Origin of the sequence: Paenibacillus tepidiphilus (assembly GCF_008635795.1) — a bacterium.
In the GTDB taxonomy this organism is placed as follows: Bacteria; Bacillota; Bacilli; order Paenibacillales; family Paenibacillaceae; genus Paenibacillus_AQ; species Paenibacillus_AQ tepidiphilus.
Window position 1 is genome coordinate 189,919 of sequence record NZ_VWRQ01000005.1, and the last position, 17,709, is coordinate 207,627.

Annotated in this window: 17 protein-coding genes; 6 read left to right on the forward strand and 11 right to left on the reverse strand. The window is 53.6% G+C overall.

The genetic code is table 11. From position 1 onward, the window contains the following. Window positions 1-110: 110 nt before the first annotated feature. On the reverse strand, window positions 111-2,465 hold the full coding sequence (helD, locus tag F1379_RS08570; protein ID WP_150268473.1) for an RNA polymerase recycling motor HelD: 2,355 nt from the start codon (window positions 2,463-2,465) through the stop codon (window positions 111-113). Window positions 2,466-2,712: 247 nt separating this feature from the next. Next, the gene (locus F1379_RS08575; RefSeq protein WP_150268475.1) at window positions 2,713-3,744 is read right to left on the reverse strand and encodes an FUSC family protein; all 1,032 of its coding nucleotides are present in this window, start codon (window positions 3,742-3,744) and stop codon (window positions 2,713-2,715) included. A 469-nt stretch (window positions 3,745-4,213) separates the two neighbouring features. Here F1379_RS08575 and F1379_RS08580 point away from each other — a divergent pair, with 469 nt between their 5' ends. Then, entirely contained in the window at window positions 4,214-4,564 is a 351-nt protein-coding gene (locus F1379_RS08580) for a hypothetical protein (protein ID WP_150268477.1), read from the forward strand. Between the two features lie 221 nt (window positions 4,565-4,785). On the opposite strand, the gene F1379_RS08585 is transcribed toward F1379_RS08580, so the two are convergent. After that, entirely contained in the window at window positions 4,786-5,433 is a 648-nt protein-coding gene (locus tag F1379_RS08585) for a phosphatase PAP2 family protein (protein WP_150268479.1), read from the reverse strand. Between the two features lie 77 nt (window positions 5,434-5,510). Here F1379_RS08585 and hfq point away from each other — a divergent pair, with 77 nt between their 5' ends. Continuing rightward, complete coding sequence (hfq, locus tag F1379_RS08590; protein WP_150268481.1) at window positions 5,511-5,765, forward strand: RNA chaperone Hfq; 255 nt, start codon at window positions 5,511-5,513, stop codon at window positions 5,763-5,765. On the opposite strand, the gene F1379_RS30615 is transcribed toward hfq, so the two are convergent. Then, a complete protein-coding gene (locus tag F1379_RS30615) occupies window positions 5,654-5,890 on the reverse strand; it encodes a hypothetical protein (protein WP_162551097.1) in 237 nt (78 codons plus the stop codon). The two genes, hfq and F1379_RS30615, sit on opposite strands and share 112 nt — an antisense overlap. 282 nt (window positions 5,891-6,172) lie before the next feature. Beyond that, window positions 6,173-7,252 carry a lactonase family protein gene (locus F1379_RS08595; protein ID WP_150268483.1) on the reverse strand — a complete coding sequence of 360 codons (1,080 nt, stop codon included), beginning with the start codon at window positions 7,250-7,252 and terminating at the stop codon, window positions 6,173-6,175. 201 nt (window positions 7,253-7,453) lie between these two features. Between F1379_RS08595 and F1379_RS08600 the strand changes: the two genes are divergently transcribed. Beyond that, window positions 7,454-7,789, forward strand: a complete 336-nt coding sequence (locus F1379_RS08600; RefSeq protein WP_150268485.1) for a hypothetical protein — start codon at window positions 7,454-7,456, stop codon at window positions 7,787-7,789. Window positions 7,790-8,012: 223 nt separating this feature from the next. Continuing rightward, entirely contained in the window at window positions 8,013-9,278 is a 1,266-nt protein-coding gene (locus F1379_RS08605) for a peptidylprolyl isomerase (RefSeq protein WP_150268486.1), read from the forward strand. Window positions 9,279-9,356: 78 nt separating this feature from the next. Here the strand turns inward: F1379_RS08605 and F1379_RS08610 are convergent, their stop codons facing one another. Both F1379_RS08610 and F1379_RS08615 read right to left on the reverse strand, forming a co-directional pair. Continuing rightward, the gene (locus F1379_RS08610) at window positions 9,357-9,551 is read right to left on the reverse strand and encodes a DUF2188 domain-containing protein (RefSeq protein ID WP_150268488.1); all 195 of its coding nucleotides are present in this window, start codon (window positions 9,549-9,551) and stop codon (window positions 9,357-9,359) included. 79 nt (window positions 9,552-9,630) lie between these two features. Continuing rightward, window positions 9,631-10,230 carry a nitroreductase family protein gene (locus F1379_RS08615; RefSeq protein ID WP_150268490.1) on the reverse strand — a complete coding sequence of 200 codons (600 nt, stop codon included), beginning with the start codon at window positions 10,228-10,230 and terminating at the stop codon, window positions 9,631-9,633. A 270-nt stretch (window positions 10,231-10,500) separates the two neighbouring features. Here F1379_RS08615 and F1379_RS08620 point away from each other — a divergent pair, with 270 nt between their 5' ends. Then, window positions 10,501-11,925 carry a metallophosphoesterase gene (locus F1379_RS08620; protein ID WP_162551104.1) on the forward strand — a complete coding sequence of 475 codons (1,425 nt, stop codon included), beginning with the start codon at window positions 10,501-10,503 and terminating at the stop codon, window positions 11,923-11,925. 24 nt (window positions 11,926-11,949) lie between these two features. Further along, the gene (locus tag F1379_RS08625) at window positions 11,950-12,165 is read left to right on the forward strand and encodes a helix-hairpin-helix domain-containing protein (RefSeq protein WP_150268494.1); all 216 of its coding nucleotides are present in this window, start codon (window positions 11,950-11,952) and stop codon (window positions 12,163-12,165) included. Between the two features lie 83 nt (window positions 12,166-12,248). On the opposite strand, the gene F1379_RS08630 is transcribed toward F1379_RS08625, so the two are convergent. From F1379_RS08630 to F1379_RS08645, 4 genes are all read right to left on the reverse strand, one after another. Next, on the reverse strand, window positions 12,249-13,760 hold the full coding sequence (locus F1379_RS08630; protein ID WP_150268496.1) for a copper amine oxidase N-terminal domain-containing protein: 1,512 nt from the start codon (window positions 13,758-13,760) through the stop codon (window positions 12,249-12,251). A gap of 114 nt (window positions 13,761-13,874) precedes the next feature. Then, window positions 13,875-14,543: a TraX family protein gene (locus F1379_RS08635; protein ID WP_150268498.1), complete on the reverse strand. Its 669-nt coding sequence runs from the start codon at window positions 14,541-14,543 to the stop codon at window positions 13,875-13,877. Window positions 14,544-14,721: 178 nt separating this feature from the next. Next, entirely contained in the window at window positions 14,722-16,536 is a 1,815-nt protein-coding gene (locus F1379_RS08640) for an LTA synthase family protein (protein ID WP_150268500.1), read from the reverse strand. 108 nt (window positions 16,537-16,644) lie between these two features. Beyond that, the gene (locus tag F1379_RS08645; RefSeq protein ID WP_150268502.1) at window positions 16,645-17,634 is read right to left on the reverse strand and encodes an aldose 1-epimerase; all 990 of its coding nucleotides are present in this window, start codon (window positions 17,632-17,634) and stop codon (window positions 16,645-16,647) included. Window positions 17,635-17,709 lie beyond the last annotated feature (75 nt).

Below are 17,709 nucleotides of genomic sequence, written 5' to 3' on the forward strand. Positions count from 1 at the left end.
CCGGTTAGCCCGGATAGCTAAACAGAGCAGCGATTCTCCCGGCTACGGAAGGAACGCTGCTCTGTTTGTTATTCAGATCTGTTTCTTGAAGCCTGCCGCTGCCGGAGCGCTCAGCCCTGCGGCAATCCCGCATGCTCCGGTTCTCTTACCGCCGGCAGGAAGCGGCTGGGCTGTCCCAGGCTGAACACATGCAGTACATGCATCGCCCGAGTACAGGCGGTGTAGAACAGCTTGCGCTCGTTCTCCCGGTCATACCGGTCCGCCGAGCCGTCGTAGATGATGACAGCGTCGAATTCTACGCCTTTGGCCAGATATGCCGGAAGCACCAGCGTGCCTTTCTGGAAATTCGGCGTATCCTTGGTGACCAGCTGCACAGGCAGCTTGTCTTTGAGTGCCGCATGTACCCGGCTGCTCTCCTCCGCCGTCTTGCAGATCACGGCTACGTAATGATAACCCCGGGCATGCAGCTTCAGAATATCCTCAGACACTGCAGCAACCAGCTCGGTCTCCGAATCTACAGAGGTTATCAGCGGCTCTTCGCCGCGGCGGTTAAACGGAACAATCTTATCCCCGCCAGGAATCATCGAGCGTGTAAATTCGACGATTTCGTAAGTGGAACGGTAGCTTCGTGTCAGCGAGATGACCTCGGTGTTCTCTTGGCCGTAGATACTGACCAGCCCGGCCAGATCGCCTAGCACCTCACCCTGGGCATAAATGGCCTGATTCAGATCGCCTAATACGGTCATCTTGGCCCGCGGAAACAGCCGGCGCATAAATTCCAGCTGAAACGGCGAATAATCCTGTACTTCATCGACAATCACATGCCGGATCAGAGTATTCGTGCGGAAGCCCTGACTTAGCTCCTTCAAGTACAGGAACGGCGTGGCATCCTCATACGCAAGATTCCCTTCGGCAATGACTGCCAGAGTCTGCGCGGAGATATCGTCCCAAAGCGCAGGCAGCGGTGCATGCCCATTCAGCTCCTCCATCCAGTCCCGGTCGGAGAAGAGCCGGCTGTAGAGCCCCTTCACATCGACGAAGCGTCCGCGCTTGGTCCATCCGCGCAGCGGCTTCAGCCGCTGGCTGACGACGTAGCGGGCCAGCGAGCTCTTTTCCAGGTCGAAATCGTCAAAGCTTTCATTCTGCCCGCCGCCTTTACGGCGCACCATCTGGTAAGCCCGCTGATAATCGCTTGTATCCAGCAGTTCTATCTGTTCCTCCACCCAGGGCGCATTGCGTTCCTCCACACTGAAGGCGGCAATTCGCTTGAGCAGCCAGCTGCTCATCAGATCGATCCGGTTCGCCAGCCGGATGGCAGGGTCGTAGCTGTAGAATTGACGGGCCATCTCCTCCCGGTCGACAATTGCCCGTCCCTGGAACATCAGCGGCTTGAAGAGCATGCCCTCCCGCTCCAATTGACCGGCATAGGAGCGGATCACATCGAGAAACGCCACCGACGACTTATACTCGATTCCTTCCCGGCGCACCTGTGCCTCGGGAGCGTCCGGATCGTTCAGCAGACGTTCGGTCTGGCTGAATACGTCCTCAAGCTGGAACTCCTGCCCCAGACGGTGCTCCAGATACATCTGAAAGGTCGTCTGCTGCATGTTCTCTTCGCCCAGCTCAGGCAGAACGGTGGAAACATAGCTGTTGAAGAGCGGATTCGGCGAGAACAGCAGCATCTGATCCGCCTGCAGCACCTCGCGGTACTTGTAGAGCAGATATGCAACGCGCTGCAGAGCCGCAGAGGTCTTGCCGCTGCCCGCGGCCCCCTGAACCACCAGCATCCGGCTCCGGTCATTGCGGATCACCGCATTTTGTTCCCTTTGGATAGTGGCGACAATATTCTTCATCCGGTCATCCGCACTGTGGCTGAGCACCTGCTGCAGCAGCTCGTCTCCGATGGTTACGCCGGTGTCGAACATGACCTCGATGGTTCCGTGATCAATGACGAACTGGCGTTTCAGCTCCATTTCACCCGAGACCTGGCCGCCTGGCGTCTCATAGGCGGCGGGACCGGGTGCCCCGTCATAATACAGGCTTGATATCGGCGCACGCCAGTCATAGATCAGAAATGTTCCGTCATCCTCCATCAGTGAACCGATGCCCAGATAGATTTGCTCGGCTGCAGTGTCGTTCTCCTCCCGGAAATCGATCCGGCCGAAGTACGGCGATACGACCAGCTTTTTATATTTTTTCAGCGCCTTGCTGGACTGCAGGTGATGGCGTTCCCGTTCGTTCAGGATTTGCGACTGCTGCCGCAGGCTGGTGGATGTTTCGCCCAGGTCGTCCGGGCTGCTGAAGTTTACGGTAACCTCTTCCCAGAAATCCTTACGCATATCCACCACATCGCTGCGGTGGGTCCCAAGCTCCTCCTGCAGTGCACGGATATGGGAGGTCAATTGCCTGGTTACCTTTGTTACCCGTTCTTGTTCTGCTGTCCACTCTTTATCCTGTGTATCCAAAATGATTCATCCCCTTTGGACGTTGACATATCATTTAGTTCATGATATAATTATTTTGATTACCTATGTCTTTTTTGTTGCTTTTATTTTCGATATCTTTATATATTACCAATGTTTGTGCGGCTTATCAAGCACATCCCAATTCATTGAAACTCATTGCTGTCTATACTGTTATGTATGTGAACCTCCGGTCCTTATGGACCGGGGGTTTTATGTTTGTACCGTAGCGGCTTGCCGTGTTTTCCGGTTATTCCTTGTCGTCGCCGGCGGCACGGTTGATCCGCTCTGCAACCCTGTCGAGCCGCTCCAGCTGATAGCCGTACTCGTAAATCGCCGTCGCTACGACCGACAGCCGCAGCTGCCCTGTTTTATCAGCGTCATAACCAAGGATTGCCGATTCCAGAAAGCTGTCATTGTCGGTGTTCCAGGGCTCCAGCTCGCTGCCGCCCGGCTTCAGCTTATCCTCGAATTTGAGCAGGATCAGCTCATGATATTTAATCAGCCGCTCCAGATGCCGGTCAAAGAGCTCATCCGTCTCTTCCGAGCGCTCCGCCTGAAAATAATGCCGGTCAATGGCATCCAGCACTCCGTATCCTTTTTGCAGAGATTCCAGCAGATTCTTATAAACCACCAGCTGCCGGGTCTGGCTGTACTTCGCCCGCCGCAGCTTCTTCTGCTCCTCCTCGAACAGATTATATTTGTCGGTAAGTGCCCGGATGGAGCCTGCCAGCGCATTCTTCTCATCGCGGAACACACTCTCCTTCATTTCATGCGATACCGCCGTACGGAGCAGCAGCGAGAGGCTGGTGAACACGCTCTCGATCTGCTGAATGTACTGCTTGCGCGGCTTCGGCGGGAACACGGCGATATTGATGATGAACGCAGAGAAGATTCCCACCAGCGTCAGCAGAAACCGGGTAAGCGCGAATTCCCACTGGCCCGAAGCCTCCATGACGGAAATGACCGTCACCAGCGTCAGGCCGACGGTATCCGCCCGGTTCATCTTCATGCTGAGCATCAGCACCAGAATACAGACGAGGCCGACCGCAATAGGCTCATTCGACAGCAGCATTCCGCCGAGCAGGGCCAGGACGGCACCCATGGTACTGGTCTGGATCTGATCGAGAAAATAGCGCCAGGATCTGTAAATGGAGGGCTGCATGGCGAAAATCGCGGCAATTCCCGCACCGACAGGCGAAGCGAATTGAAAGAGTACGGATAAATAGAGGGCTAATGTTACTGCCATCCCTGTTTTAAGTATGCGGGCACCAAAGGCCAAAATCATCCCTCCTAAAAGTTTTATGGAGCATAGCCTCCTGGTAATCACTTCGCAATAAAACTCGCTTCGGAAGCATTTGCTTAGTTATGTAAAGCGATACTCCAATGATAATACTACGTACATAACTCGCTTCGGAAGCATTCACTTAGTTTTATGGAGCATAGCTTCCTGGTAATCACTTCGCAATAAAACTCGCTTCGGAAGCATTTGCTTAGTTATGTAAAGCGATACTCCAATGATAATACTACGTACATAACTCGCTTCGGAAGCAAGCCTCTTGAATCATTCTTCCCCGGGTATGTATATCCTTCGGCCGTTCGGTGAATTTTGAATAGGGTACATGGTTTATTTACCCATGAAGACAGCCGGCGAAATATCCTTCACATTACGCATCATGGCTGCCGGTTCCATGCTTTCGGCAAATGCTGTGTACAGCAACATCATCCGGTTAAGGAAAAGAGGTGAACCCATGAATAGCGTGTTCTGCAAAATCACCGCTCTTGCCGCAGTGCTCATGCTGGCCACCGCTCCAGGAGCGGCGCTTGCCGAGACAGCCGTACAGGCGCCTGTTTCCGTCTCCTACAGCCCCCTGTCCAAGGGCCATCCCCATCCGCATCATCAAGGCAAAGGCTTTCGGGCCGGCGGTTATTTCATTCTGAATGAAACGGCCAAGCTACTGGATATGGAGCGTTCCGAAGTGGTTGACAGCCTCAAGAGCGGAACAACGCTTTATGCACTGGCCAAGGAGAAGAAAGGCTGGAGCGAAGAGCAGTATCTGCAGCAGCTCAGTGCAGCGGCCGGCCGCAAAGTCGACGAGTAAGTCAAGGAAGGCCGGCTGACACAAGATGAGGCTGCCAAGCTGAAGGCCGGGCTGCCCGCCCTGCTGAAGCTGACGATCAGCAATGCCGGCAGCCTGCACGGGACGAAGCCTGCCCCGGGCGTCAGCCATAGCCATTAACCTTCGGCCGGTACTCAAGTTTCAGGCGGATGCTTCCCGCATGGATTTGCGGGCATCCGCCTTTTTGATGCGAGCGCAGCCCTTCAGAGGCGGATGCTGCGCCGGTTCCGGTACGCTGTAAAGCAGGCGATGCACAGCATCAGCCAGGCACCGCTGGCTGCATATCCGCCGATGACATCGCTCGGATAATGCACACCAAGGTAAATCCGGCTCCACCCGATCCCCAGCGTCATCAGTACGGCAAACAGAATGAGCAGCAGCCGTTCCTTCCGGGAACGGGTATGCCGCCAGAGCAGATAGGCAAGCACGCCATACAAGGTGAAGGCCGCCATCGAATGGCCGCTGGGAAAGCTGTAGCCAGCCGCTTCTGCCAGCCGGTGGATGTTCGGGCGTTCACGCCGGAACCAGAGCTTCATAGAGATATTCAGCAGCTGTGAGCCAAGCGAAGCTACAAGAAAAAAGGCCAGCTCCGCCCAATGCTTCAGCAAGCAGAAGAGCAGCACCATCGCCACGATTGAAATGCCGATGACCAGGCCGGTGGACCCGACAAGCGACAAGCCTTTGGCCAGAAAGGTTAGCCCTCCTGTCTCCATTCCCTGGACGAACGAGATAACAGACCGGTCGAAGGCCAGTGTCCCTTCCTGCACCACCAGGGTAGCAATCAGTGCGAAGCCCAGCATGAACCACAGTAAATAACGAAACCCTCTGGACCAGCTCCGATAATACAACATGGCTCCCTCCTGTGACTGTTAATTTATGTACGCCAGTTTCCTGAGCGGGTCTTTCCCGTGTTATAATGTCTCTAGAGATGACAATTCATAAAAGATGGAGTGCTGCCAAAGTGGAAACTCTCAAGCTGCAGGAGCGCTTGTTGAATCAATGCATTTCAACAAAGATGCCCGTCACGATCTTTACAACAAACGGAGTGAAAATGCAGGGCCTTATAACCTCTTACGATGCGTACACCATCACTTTGCAGGGCCAGAACGACAGCAGGCAGAACGTACTGTTCAAATCGGCAATTTCGACGATAGTCCCCCTCAAGCCGGTCTCGCTCAAATAAGCCGCCGGCCACGCTGAAGCCACCCTGCTGCCTTGCAGAAGCCGAAGTGAAATCAAAAGGGCTGCCCCAATCGCCGTTATCCGGCTAACGGGCAGCTTCTTTTTGGCGTTCACGGGATGTGCCATCGGCACTCTGCCGCTAACGGACCCGGGAGCCTCTATTTCTCCGTTTTGCGTAGATTTCCCGGTGTAACGGACATCAATGCGCCTATTTGACATGCACCGGAAAGAATGTATGAAAAGTGATTCTGCTAGGCGGAATGGATAAGTTGAAGCTTGTTGCGGAGCTTTCCCTTGGCCGCAGACCCAAAAGCGCAGAGCAGCGTTCCTCAACTAGCGGGAGAAACGCTGCTCTGCTCATTGGTCATGCCAGTTCTTCAGAGTGCCATGTTCTGCGCACCGCTCAGCTTAAAAAACAACAGGCTTCACGCAGACCGGTTTGCCGGTCTCCGCCTCATTTCCCGTAAAGGTCAGTCTTCCACTTTCGCGGTCTACATGGAACACCACCAGATTGTTCCCGTCCCGGTTGGCGGCGATCAGAAATTCACCGCCGGGCAGCAGCGCGAAATGGCGCGGATGTCCGCCTCTCGTCTCCACATATTCCACCGGTGTAAGCACAGCCGCAGCAGACTCGACCGCGTAGACAACAATGCTGTCATGCCCGCGGTTAGAGCCGTACAGGAAGCGTCCGTCTTCCGATAAGGCGATCTCTGCGCAGCTGTTCTCGCCGGTATAACCTTCCGGTAAGGTTGAAACTGTGGCAACGGTCTCCAGGTCACCGGTTCCGCTGTCATACCGGAAGGAAGTAACGCTGCTGTCCAGCTCATTAATGACATAAGCACTCTGTCCGTCCGGGTGGAACACGAAATGCCGGGGACCTGCCCCGGGATGAAGCCGGGTATCTCTGAGCGCTTCGAGCTGATTGTTCTCCTTATTAATGCGGTAGGTGCGGATCAGATCCAGACCCAGATCGCACATGAACAGGAAGCGCTCATCCGGACTGAAGATCGCCGAGTGCAAATGCGGCTTGGCTTCTCCGCTATGTACGGCAGTATCGGCAAGCCGCTCCGGCAGGCCGTCTTCGCCCATTGTGAACAGGCCGGCCATTCCTCCGTGGTAGCTGCAGACAATCATATATTCATGGGCCTTGTCCTGATTTATATGGCAGGCGGTTGTCTGGTTGCGGCCCTCAACCGCCGGCATTGCTGGCGTGCGCTTCAGCTCTGTCAGAGTGCCTGCTGCCGGATGAACTGCATAGGATACTATCTCCGCTTCCTTCCCGCCCTCTTCGTTCAGCCGTTCGCCGATGGCATGCAGCTTGTGCCCCCGGGCGTCCACATGCAGAAAGGTAGGATTCACGATGCCTGTCACACTGTCCTTTAGCGTCAACGTTCCTCCGGCTTCGCCGTCGAACTCGAATACCTTCACTCCGCTCTCACTGGCTGTGGCATACGAGCCGATAAACAACAGCAGTTTTTGATGATTCATCTACGTAATCCTCCTTGGGCAAGATGTAACCGGATGATAAATACGGCCATCTTTATAATTTACAATTTTTCGACTCCTATGACAAATACATTGGAAAGAATGACAAAAAACATTTCAAAAATAAGACTTCTCAAAACAAAAAATGTATGCTATAATGAAAGCGCTAACATTCATGCATATTTTTATAAAGGGGGAACACGAATGAGCAGCCTGCTCGAGACCAGAAATGTATATGAGGACTTCGAGGTGGAGACGGACATTCTGTTCTTTAAGGTCGGTGACCACGACCTGGTCATTTTTCACGGCAGAAACTACAATATCAAAAAAAGAATGACTGCCGAGCAATTGAACCGCTTACTGTCTAACGCTAATTACTATCATGTTTACGGCGGCTGTTATGTCAATCTGAACAAGATCAGCAGCATTGAGGATGACTGCATCTACTTCGGGGAGAAGGGCCATTATGCCAAGAATGTGCGAATCCCGCGACGGAAGCAGGACAACATCCGCCATTTACTGCAACAAATGCACTCGTAATTACTGTGGCTTCAGCGAAAGACCAACTCTTGTCTGAAGCTGTAAAAGCCGGAGCGGCACGGGTTCTCCTGCCGCTCCGGCTTTTTTTCTGCCTGCAAACTTAAAGCAATCTTAAAAAGGATTTTCACTTTTTTATACTTTCTTAAGGTTTGAAATCCTTTTTTCTGGTAAAGTTGTAGGAAGGACAGGCATCACCTATTATTGAAGGGAGTCATTAATTCTAATGGACAAAAAAGATGTAAACGGCAATGAACACCTGGACACAAACGAAACACCCAATGAAACACCGAGCAACGTAACGGAAGATACAACAGCTTCCGATTTGATTTCCGAAGGAACCAACGGGCCCTCGACGGAAGCCGTAGAGCCTGCAGCCGAAGAACCGGCAAGCACCGTGAATGAGCCGGCTGAAGTTCCGGCAGAACCGGTCAAGACCGCTCCGGCAGCTTCCAAGGAATCCAATATTCCTGTGATGAGCAAGGTTGGTGCGCCTGAAGCAGCAGCGTCCGCACCCGGCAGCAAGAGCAGTAAAGGCTGGATGATCGCATCGATCATTCTTGCAGCCGCACTGATTATCGTACTGATCAAGCCGCCGTTCCAGAAGGACGACGACAGCTCAGCCGTAGCTACTGTCAACGGCGCAGACATTACCAAAGGCGACTTCTATGACAAGCTGGTCGAAGCCGGCGGCGAAAGCACCCTGCAGAACCTGATCACTACCACTTTGGTTGGTCAGGAAGCGAAGAAAGCAAATATTACGGTTACCGATGAAGACATCAACGCCGAGCTTGAGGATCTCAAGGCCCAATTCGGCGGCGAAGAGGCCTTCAATAACGCATTGATGCAAAGCGGCATGTCCGTCGACGATCTGAAGGCGCAGATGCCGCTGCAGGTTGAAATCCGCAAGCTGCTTGAGCCTAAGATCACCGTAACCGATGAAGAAATTTCCACCTATTTCAATGACAACAAAGCATCCTTCAACCAGGAAGAGCAGGTCCGTGCATCGCATATCCTGGTAGAAACCAAGGAAGAAGCCGATGCCATTGTGACTGAGCTGAAGGGCGGAGCTGATTTTGCTACGCTGGCCAAGGAAAAGTCGGCCGATACCGGCTCCAAGGATAACGGCGGTGATCTGAACTTCTTTACCCGTGCCGAGATGGTTGCCGAATTCTCCGATGCGGCGTTTAACCTGAAGGTTGGTGAGGTCAGCGAACCGGTTAAATCCGACTACGGCTACCACATCATCAAAGTGACCGACCGTAAGGAAGCCCATGAGTATACGCTGGAAGAGAAGAAAGAAGACATCAAGAAGACACTGACGTCCCAGAAGGTTTCCGAAATGTCCTCGACATGGCTGGCAGACCTGACCTCATCCGCGACAATCACCAACTCGCTGACGGACAAGCCTGAAGAGAGCGAAGCTCCGGCTGCTTCCGATGCCCCTGCTGCATCCGAGGCTCCTGCTTCCGAAGCTCCGGCTACCGAATAGTACTATAGGTATTCCAACAAATAACCGGACAGGCATATCAGCCTGTCCGGTTATTTGCTTGTGGCGAGCGATGGCGCTTCAGTGGCCTTTCTTGCGGATTTGCTTATCATGATTCTCGCCCCACTCTTTGGCCTGGGCGGTTGCAATGGAAATGGCCCTTCCTTCCTCATATCCGTCCTCCAACAGCGCATTGGCGATATCAATCGCTTTGTTCCGCACAGGTGCGGTGAAATTCTTCAGTGAATCCGGATATTCATCCTTGTTCCATGGCATAACAAAACCTCCTTAGTCGGCTATAGCTATAATTAGCCTGACACAGGAGGTTTTAAACATGCTAGTGATAACAGGTCGCTTATTTGCGTACTTTCACGCGTTCCTCAATCGGCTGGAATTCCTTCTCACCCGGAGGGGTAACGATGTTGCCGAACGGCAGCTGGGCAATCAGCTTCCATTCCTCCGGAATGTCAAAGGTCGCACTGACTTCATCGTCGATCAGCGGATTATAATGCTGCAGCGACGCGCCTAGTCCGGCTTCCGAGAATGCAGTCCATACCACGTATTGCAGGATGCCCGAAGACTGGTTGGACCATACCGGGAAATTCTCGGCGTACAGGGCAAAATTCTCCTGCAGGCTCTTCACCACGTTCTGGTCTTCATAAAAGAGAACCGTGCCGTAGCCGGCTTTGAAGGAAGCTAACTTCTGGGAGGTGCCTTCAAATTGTTCGGTCGGAACGATCTTGCGCAGCGTTTCGGAAGTGATGTCCCACAGCTTATCATGACTGTCGCCAAGCAGCACTACCGCGCGGGAGCTTTGGGAATTGAAGGAAGTCGGGCTATGTAATACAGCCGCTTCTACGATTTCTTGGATTTGCGCATCGGAAATCGGAGTCTCCTTACCGATGGCATACACAGAACGTCTCGTTTTAACGGCTTCTAAAAAGCTGTTCGACATAAAATAACTACCTCCATTTAATTTAGTTACTAACTTTTTAGTATCATAACACTATTCTTCCGTATATACAACTTCTTTTTCACAAATTTTCCTTATCTCTGAATGGGTTCCCCACTTATTGTCGCGATTTATGATCTTATTATTCGTTCGCTCTTATTTTCTTTAAAGCATTTCCGGGCCGCAGAAACACTGTTCACATTTCAGATAAACATTAACTGCGGCAAATGGGCTACAATAATGGGCACATACGCCCGAAGGAAGGTCATCCCTATGAAGTTAATGAAGCATTTCCCGCTGTCACAGACTATCGCCAAGCATAAGCAATCCCTCCTCGCCCTTCCCTTATTGGCGGCACTCACGCTGACAGGCGGCTGCAAGGATGATTCTGCGTCTGCCACCCTGCCGGTCAATGCGGCAAATCTGACGGCAGCATCGGCAGAGCCTGTATCGTTCTGGGTCGCGACAGACACGCATTATCTGGACAATGGGCTGCAGGATGGCGGAGCGGCCTTTGAAGCCTATGTCAGCGGCGGCGACGGCAAAATGCTGCCATACAGCGATGAATTGATGGAGGCGCTGGTGCATGATGCCGAGCAGAAGAAGCCTGCTTTTCTTATACTGAGCGGGGATTTGACCAACAACGGAGAAACAAGCAGCCACAAGAAGCTGGTGCAAAAGCTGGTGCGCATAGAACAAGCGGGGACATCGGTTTATGTAATTCCCGGCAACCACGATTTGAATAACCCGTGGGCTAGATCCTTTGAAGGGGACAAGCAGATTGTCGCCTCGCATATTTCCGCTGAAGATTTTGATAAGCTGTATGCAGATTTCGGTTACAATGAAGCTATCTCCCGGGACAAGGAAAGCCTCAGCTACCTGGTGCAAGCCGCTCCCCGTCTGTGGCTGCTGATGCTTGACAGCGTCCAGTATGCCAAGAATGAGGAGTACGGCTTCCCGCAAACTGATGGACGGATTCTGCCTTCCACTCTTGCCTGGATAGACAAATGCGCCAAGCTTGCCGCCGGGTCTCAGGCTTCGGTAATTACGGTGATGCACCACAACCTGCTGAATCACACCTCAATGCATGTGTCCGGATTCCGGCTGAACAACAGCCAGGAAGTGCTTAAGCAGCTTCGTAAAGACGGGCTTAATCTGGCCCTCTCGGGACATATCCATATGCAGGATATCCGCCGTGACCCCGGAGCCGCAGCAGCGGATGCCGCAGCACCCGTGTATGACATCGCCACCGGTGCCTTTGCCGTCAATCCCCACCAGTATGGGGCAATGAGCTTCGATCCGGTAACCCGGAGGGTCACCTATGCCACCACCGCCGTAGATGTTGAAGGCTGGGCAGCCGCTAGCGGCAGTACCGATCCCAATCTGCTTGGATTCAAAGCTTACGCGGAGGATACCTTCGCCGCTTCCTCTTACAACAAGGCACTGCAGCGGCTGGAAGAGAGTACGTTCAGCGCAGCGGAGCGGGCATCCATGGCCGAAGCGATGGCGAAGCTGAACGTTTATTATTTCGCGGGAACGGCATCGGAGCATTTGAGTGAAATCAAGGCCATGCCGGGCTTTAAGCTGTGGGAGCAGACGGAAGGCGGCTTCATGTCAGGCTACATCCGCAGTATGGCGGAAGAGCAGGGCGGGAGCAATGTGTCGTTTGAGATGGTGCTGGGTGCCGCAAAGCCTTAACTTAAGAAGAAACGGGGAATGTTCATGACCGCTGAACCCATCGATCCGGCGCAAGGCGGCTTTCCGGCCGGCTTATCGCAGCCGGCCTTGCGGGCGCTGGCCCACGCTGGCTACCGGACACTGGAGCAGCTGAGCGCCGTATCCGGCAGTGAGCTGCTGAAGCTGCACGGCATGGGACCCAAGGGCGTCCGGCTGCTGCGCGAAGCGCTGGAGGCCAAAGGCTTATCCTTCAGAAAGTAAGACGTCCCTCCTGCCGTCTCATGAGGCAATAAAGGGCCCGTAAGCCGTCCAGTGGCTTACGGGCCCTCTATTTATATTCCGGCTTACGGACGGTCTACAAAGATATATCCATCCTCATCCACTTCAACGGTTGCATACAGTCCGGCTGCCAGGAAGCGCAGCGGCACATAAGCATCGCCGTATTCATCGACGAACACCGGCTTCACCAGCTTCACGGCCGTGCCGTTCACCAGCACCTGGTCCGAACCGATGCGGAAGACCAGCTGGTCTCCGTAGACATCCTCCGTCACCACGATGGCCCGGTTGGCCGCATCCCATTCAACGGTGGCATCCAGATCTTCGGCAACATAGCGCAGCGGCACATAAGTGGTGCCATTCTCCACGATTGGATAATAATATTCATCCTCCGGCTCGATAAAGAGCGAACGAGAAGTGATGCCCAGATCGTTCTTCAGCAGACCATAGACAGCCGAATCCGGCTCGAAGCTCCGCAGCGTCTGACCCGGAGTCAGTTCAGCGCTAAACATATCAATTGCACCTTCGGCGCTGATTGGATCGGCTGTTACCGGACCGTTCACATTCCAGACCTCGCTCTCCATGGTAATGGCGATTGACTGGAGCGGCAGATCCTCGCCTGCCGGCAATGCGATGTTCAGTCCAATATTCTGCTTGCGGATATGGAACCCGCTGTCAACAAACAGAACGACCGTCAGCTTCGTGTCCTTGCCCAGAATCGTCACAACATCCGGATCTTCATACACAGCTTCCACTTGCTTGTCATAGACAAGCAGCAGTGTGTCTACGGCCAGCTTGGCAGCATCATGCAGCACCGTAACTACGGCTTCCTTGTCTTCCAGCGGAATATCTCCGAATCCGAGATTATCCAGCTCGGCATCGAGCCCTGAAGCGGTCAAAACCGGAAGCAGGTAATCATATAATCCGCTGATCAGATTTTTGAAGCCTTCAGTGTCCTGCGAAATGGACTTCAGGAAGCTCTTGAGCAGAGCCGGGAGCTCATCACCCGTAATCTCTGTATGTAGCTTCGTCAGATTAACCGTTTGCCCGTACACCGCTTCACTTACGGAAGAGACGTTGATTTTTCCGGGATTAGGGAGATTCTTCACAACAAAGGAAGTCAGCAGCTTGGTAATCTCCTGCGCCTTCGCTTCATCAAGCCCTTCCAGATTCAGCTCCTGGCCATATCCGGCAATCGGCGCATAGAACGGCTGTTTCGCCCCCTCTACCGTGAACACAAGTCCTTCCTGGTCCATATAGAAAGCGAACGGAATGGTCAACTGCTTGTAATGCAGGTTACCGGTAGCAGATGCACTGCCATTATCCTGCAGCTTCACATGGGCAAAATCGAGTGAGAAAGAATTGATAAGATCGACTACAGCCTGGTCTTCACTGCTGATTCCGGCTGCGGGTACCGCTTTCACAGATAAGGTGGAGCTCGATTCCGAGGATTTCACGTCGAGATCGCTTAGCAGCGCCTTGTTGACATCAAACCCCGCCACGCTTTGGCAGCCGGCCAGGATCAGGATCAGCGCGAGCAGTGGCAACAGCCATTTCGTCCTTGCCTTGATTGTCTTCATAGCATGTCTCCTTTGACTATAGTGTGTAATTGCTTATATCCATCAACTCTAAACGATAGAGGAAGGACCGCTACTAAATGATACGGGAGACTTGGCTTCGTTAGCCCTTCAGGACTAAATTTGAAATAAACTACGCCAATCCATAATTACCCATTCGTCAAAATATAGAATCTTGATCGCCGCCAATATGGCCAGATGTCCCGGATAGAAGGACCACCATACCCAGCGGGGCAGTCTGCGCGCCTCCAATGCCTGACGGTAAACCGGCAGAAGACCGATCAGCAGCGTAGGGACGAGGCTCAGCATCTGCACCACCCATTGGTAGTAGAACAGATAGACAAAGTTGAGCACAAAGTGGCCCAGGACCAGCCAGTAAGAACGCAAATAACGGAAGATCAGCACCAGCAACAAGCCATACGCGTTATAATCAAGCGGAAAATGGTCCATCACCACGAACGCGGCAAGCACCACGGGAATGCCCAGCCACAGATTCGGCAGCTTATCCAGCACAATCAATACGAGCTCGGACAGCAGCAGAGTGAACACGACATTCCAGCCGTCCGGCGTCAGAGCCAGATTATACGGGATTTGAGCGATCACTGCGATCATAAACAGTCTCAGCACATAACGCCGTTTCGATGAAGTATGTATATGCCCCTGCACCAGCAAGTAGCAGTAGATCGGGAAAGCAATTCTCCCAATGTACCTCCATCTCAAGTCATCCGGAAAAAATATATATCCGATGTGGTCGATCAGCATCGTCAGCATGGCGATAATTTGCATCTGCGGCCTCCTGTAAATGGTTGTATGCTTGTTATTATCTCTGCGATTGCATCTAAACGCAACCGTTAGGAACAGGCAGAAGGCAGATTTCACCGGACAGGTGACGCAGCGCATGAATAAGGACCCCACCTGCACATACGCAGGATCAGGGTCCCAAGTTTCACGAAGCTGTCGGCGTTTAGAACATCAGCTCAGCGGCAAACTGCCCGCCCTCCAGCAAATCATACTCAATCAGGCGATAGTCCTGAAGCAGCCGCTGCTGAGCTGCGCTAAGGCTACCAACCTCTCCGGACGGCCCGAGCAGGACGCTCTTGCTCAGACCGGGAAGCTCACTGCGCACCCGTTCCAGCAGCGTATAGAAGCCCGGCATGGCCTGCCCGGTCAAGCGGAATACCTCCGGCCCGAGAAAGGCCGGACTGAGTGTGCCGAGCGGCTGTCCGCCCAGCTCGAAATTAGCCAGCATCAGCAAGGGGGTCTCATACTTCAGCCGCGGCTGATCCCCCCAGCCCGCAGAGGCATAAATTCCGTCCGTCAGCGCAGGCAGATGATCGCCCCAGAAGACGGCAATCGTCGGCCGCCCGATCGTGAGCAGCTCCTGCTGGAGCTTGGCGAGCGCCTCATCCGTCAGCTTGACATTTTGCGTAAAGGTCTCCAGCTCGTCACGGTCCTCTTCCGCCACGCCGTCAATGCCGACTGTATTCGGTCCGTTCTGGCCCTTCGTGAAGGGGAAGTGATTCTGCATCGTGACCAGATGGACAAAGGTGGGCCGGTCGGCTGATTTCAGCCTGCTTACGGCCTCCTGTATAGCAGCTTGGTCCGAAATGTACGCATTCGGCGTAAGCCGCTCTGCATTCCCCATATCCTCCTCGCTGACAAATTCGTCGAACCCGAGGATCGGATACACCCGGTTGCGGTTGTAAAAGGTTTTGTCATAGGGATGCAGTGCCAGCGTGCCATATCCGCGATCTTCGAGAATGCTGACAATGGAAGGCATGGCATTCATTTTAACGATTTTCTGCTGATAAGGGATCGATCCGTCCTTGAGAAAATACATGGAAAGCCCGGTCAGCGCCTCAAATTCCACATTGGCCGTATTGCCGCCGAACTCCGGCGACAGCAGAAATCCGGATGGATGATCAGCTGCTGCCTGATGAATGAAAGCCAGCGGATCTTCACTAAAGTCAAAGGCAGTCATCCGCGTCGGATCAAAAAAAGCCTCATTCATGATAAACAGGATGTTCGGCTGCTCACCGTTCAGAATCCCTTCCGGGGTTTCCGGTTCTCCCGCATACTTAGCTGCAATCCGCTCAATCGCTATGCGGCTGTAGCCCTCCGGCTCCTCCAGCAGGCTCTGGCGCAGGTTGCCTGTGAACGCAAATACAAATCCGTTCTGGCTGTAATTCACCTTCTGGTTCCAGAACAGGTTCTCATAACCCAGTGCCGAAGCCATAGGAGACGGAGCGGAGACCATATGTACGAAGCCGCCAGCGCCAGTCAGAGATACAGTCAGCAGGACGGCTCTCAGCGGCAATGTCACCCGGGACTTCGGCAGCTTGCGAACCAGCAGTATCAGCACTGCGATCAGGAAGACAGCCGTACCCAGCATCAGCGGCGTGATCATGCCTTTAGTGATCCGGAGCATCTCCGGCGCATTCCTCAGAAGCATCAGGTCCCAGGGAAACAGCGGCTCGTCCGTCGTTTCCAGCTTCTTATAATCCGCTGCCGCAGCGACAAGAAGCAGAGCCGCAGCTGTTGCCGGGCCCGCATACAGATGGGGCAGCAGCATCGAGCTGCCGAGCAGAATGAGAAACAGAAGCAAGCTGCCTGCCAGGTACAACCAGAAATGGCTACCGATCCACACCCAGACGGCAGAGATATCCAGGTCCAGCGAAGCAAGCTGCATCACAAAATTAAGTATTAAACTGCTGAAGATAAGAATGAAGGCAAGCCTCCGTATTCCTTCACCGGCAAACCTCCGGGGCTTGCAGCGCATTTTGATTCACTCCCAGGTTCATCTAAGCTGTGTTCAAGCGAACAGTATACGGTATAAAAAGAGGAACGGCAACCTGCCGTCCCCCTGCATGCCCTATTCTGAGCCCTGTTATTTCACGTATAAACGCGCAGTCTCTTCCCAATATTCGCCCGGTGCCAGGCTGAATAAGCCAATCTCCTCTGCCGGAAGCTCAACCTTCGGCGCATTGACCAGATTGATCTGCGGCTCCGGACAGAAGAAGCCTTCGGTTGCCCCGTTGTTCCAGATCATCCACTGCTTGTACGAAGCTCCGACATCATAGACCAGCGTCACACCGGCTTTGGTATCCGTCAATTCCATCTTGTTGCGGCCATTCTGCGGCACAGCAGTGTAATGGTTGTCCATCGGACCGAAGAAAGGATTTACCCCTTCGCCGCGGAGTGCGACTTCCTCTGCGGTCAGCGGCTGATAGTTCCCGGTTGGCAGCATGCGGCCGTTCAGCTCCCAGCGTTCGCCGATCGTCGCCTTTACGCGGTAATCCTGAGCGCTACCTCCAGGTACGAAGGGCGCATTGATAGCCGTATGGAACGCCAGCAGGCAAGGCATCAGCACTTCGCCGTCGTTATGTACGCTCAGGTGCTGGGTCAGACCTCCCTCGCTCAGGGCATAGCGCAGCTTCACCGTGTATTTAAACGGCAGATATTGATAGGAGGAATGCTTCTCATCTACCTGGATCTTTACGGTTACAAAGCTCTCCGTCTTACCGGCACCGAAGTCTTCTACCTCCCAGGCAGCGGTATGCAGGAATCCGTGCAGATGGTTGCCTGTAGCTTCTTCATTCACCGGCAGATGGTAGGTCTGTCCATTGAACGGAAATTCTCCGTCTTCATAACGGTTCGGCGGGAACAGTACCGGAATGCCGTGGATGCCCGGGCTGGCTTTGAAATCCTCCATGCCCTCCGCACCCGGCTCGTGCAGGAAACGGTAACCGTTTTCGGTATCGCGGAAGCAGATCAGATTGCCCCCGATGCCCGGCAGCACGGCAGCTTCATAACGGCCGGCCTGCAGCCATACGGCGTATTCTCCTTCGTATTGTCCTTCATATGCTTTGATAGCCATGATTTCGTAAAACTCCTTCCATATTCTCATAATGACTGTCTCCTGAATAGATTACCACATCTGCCCAGGAGACGA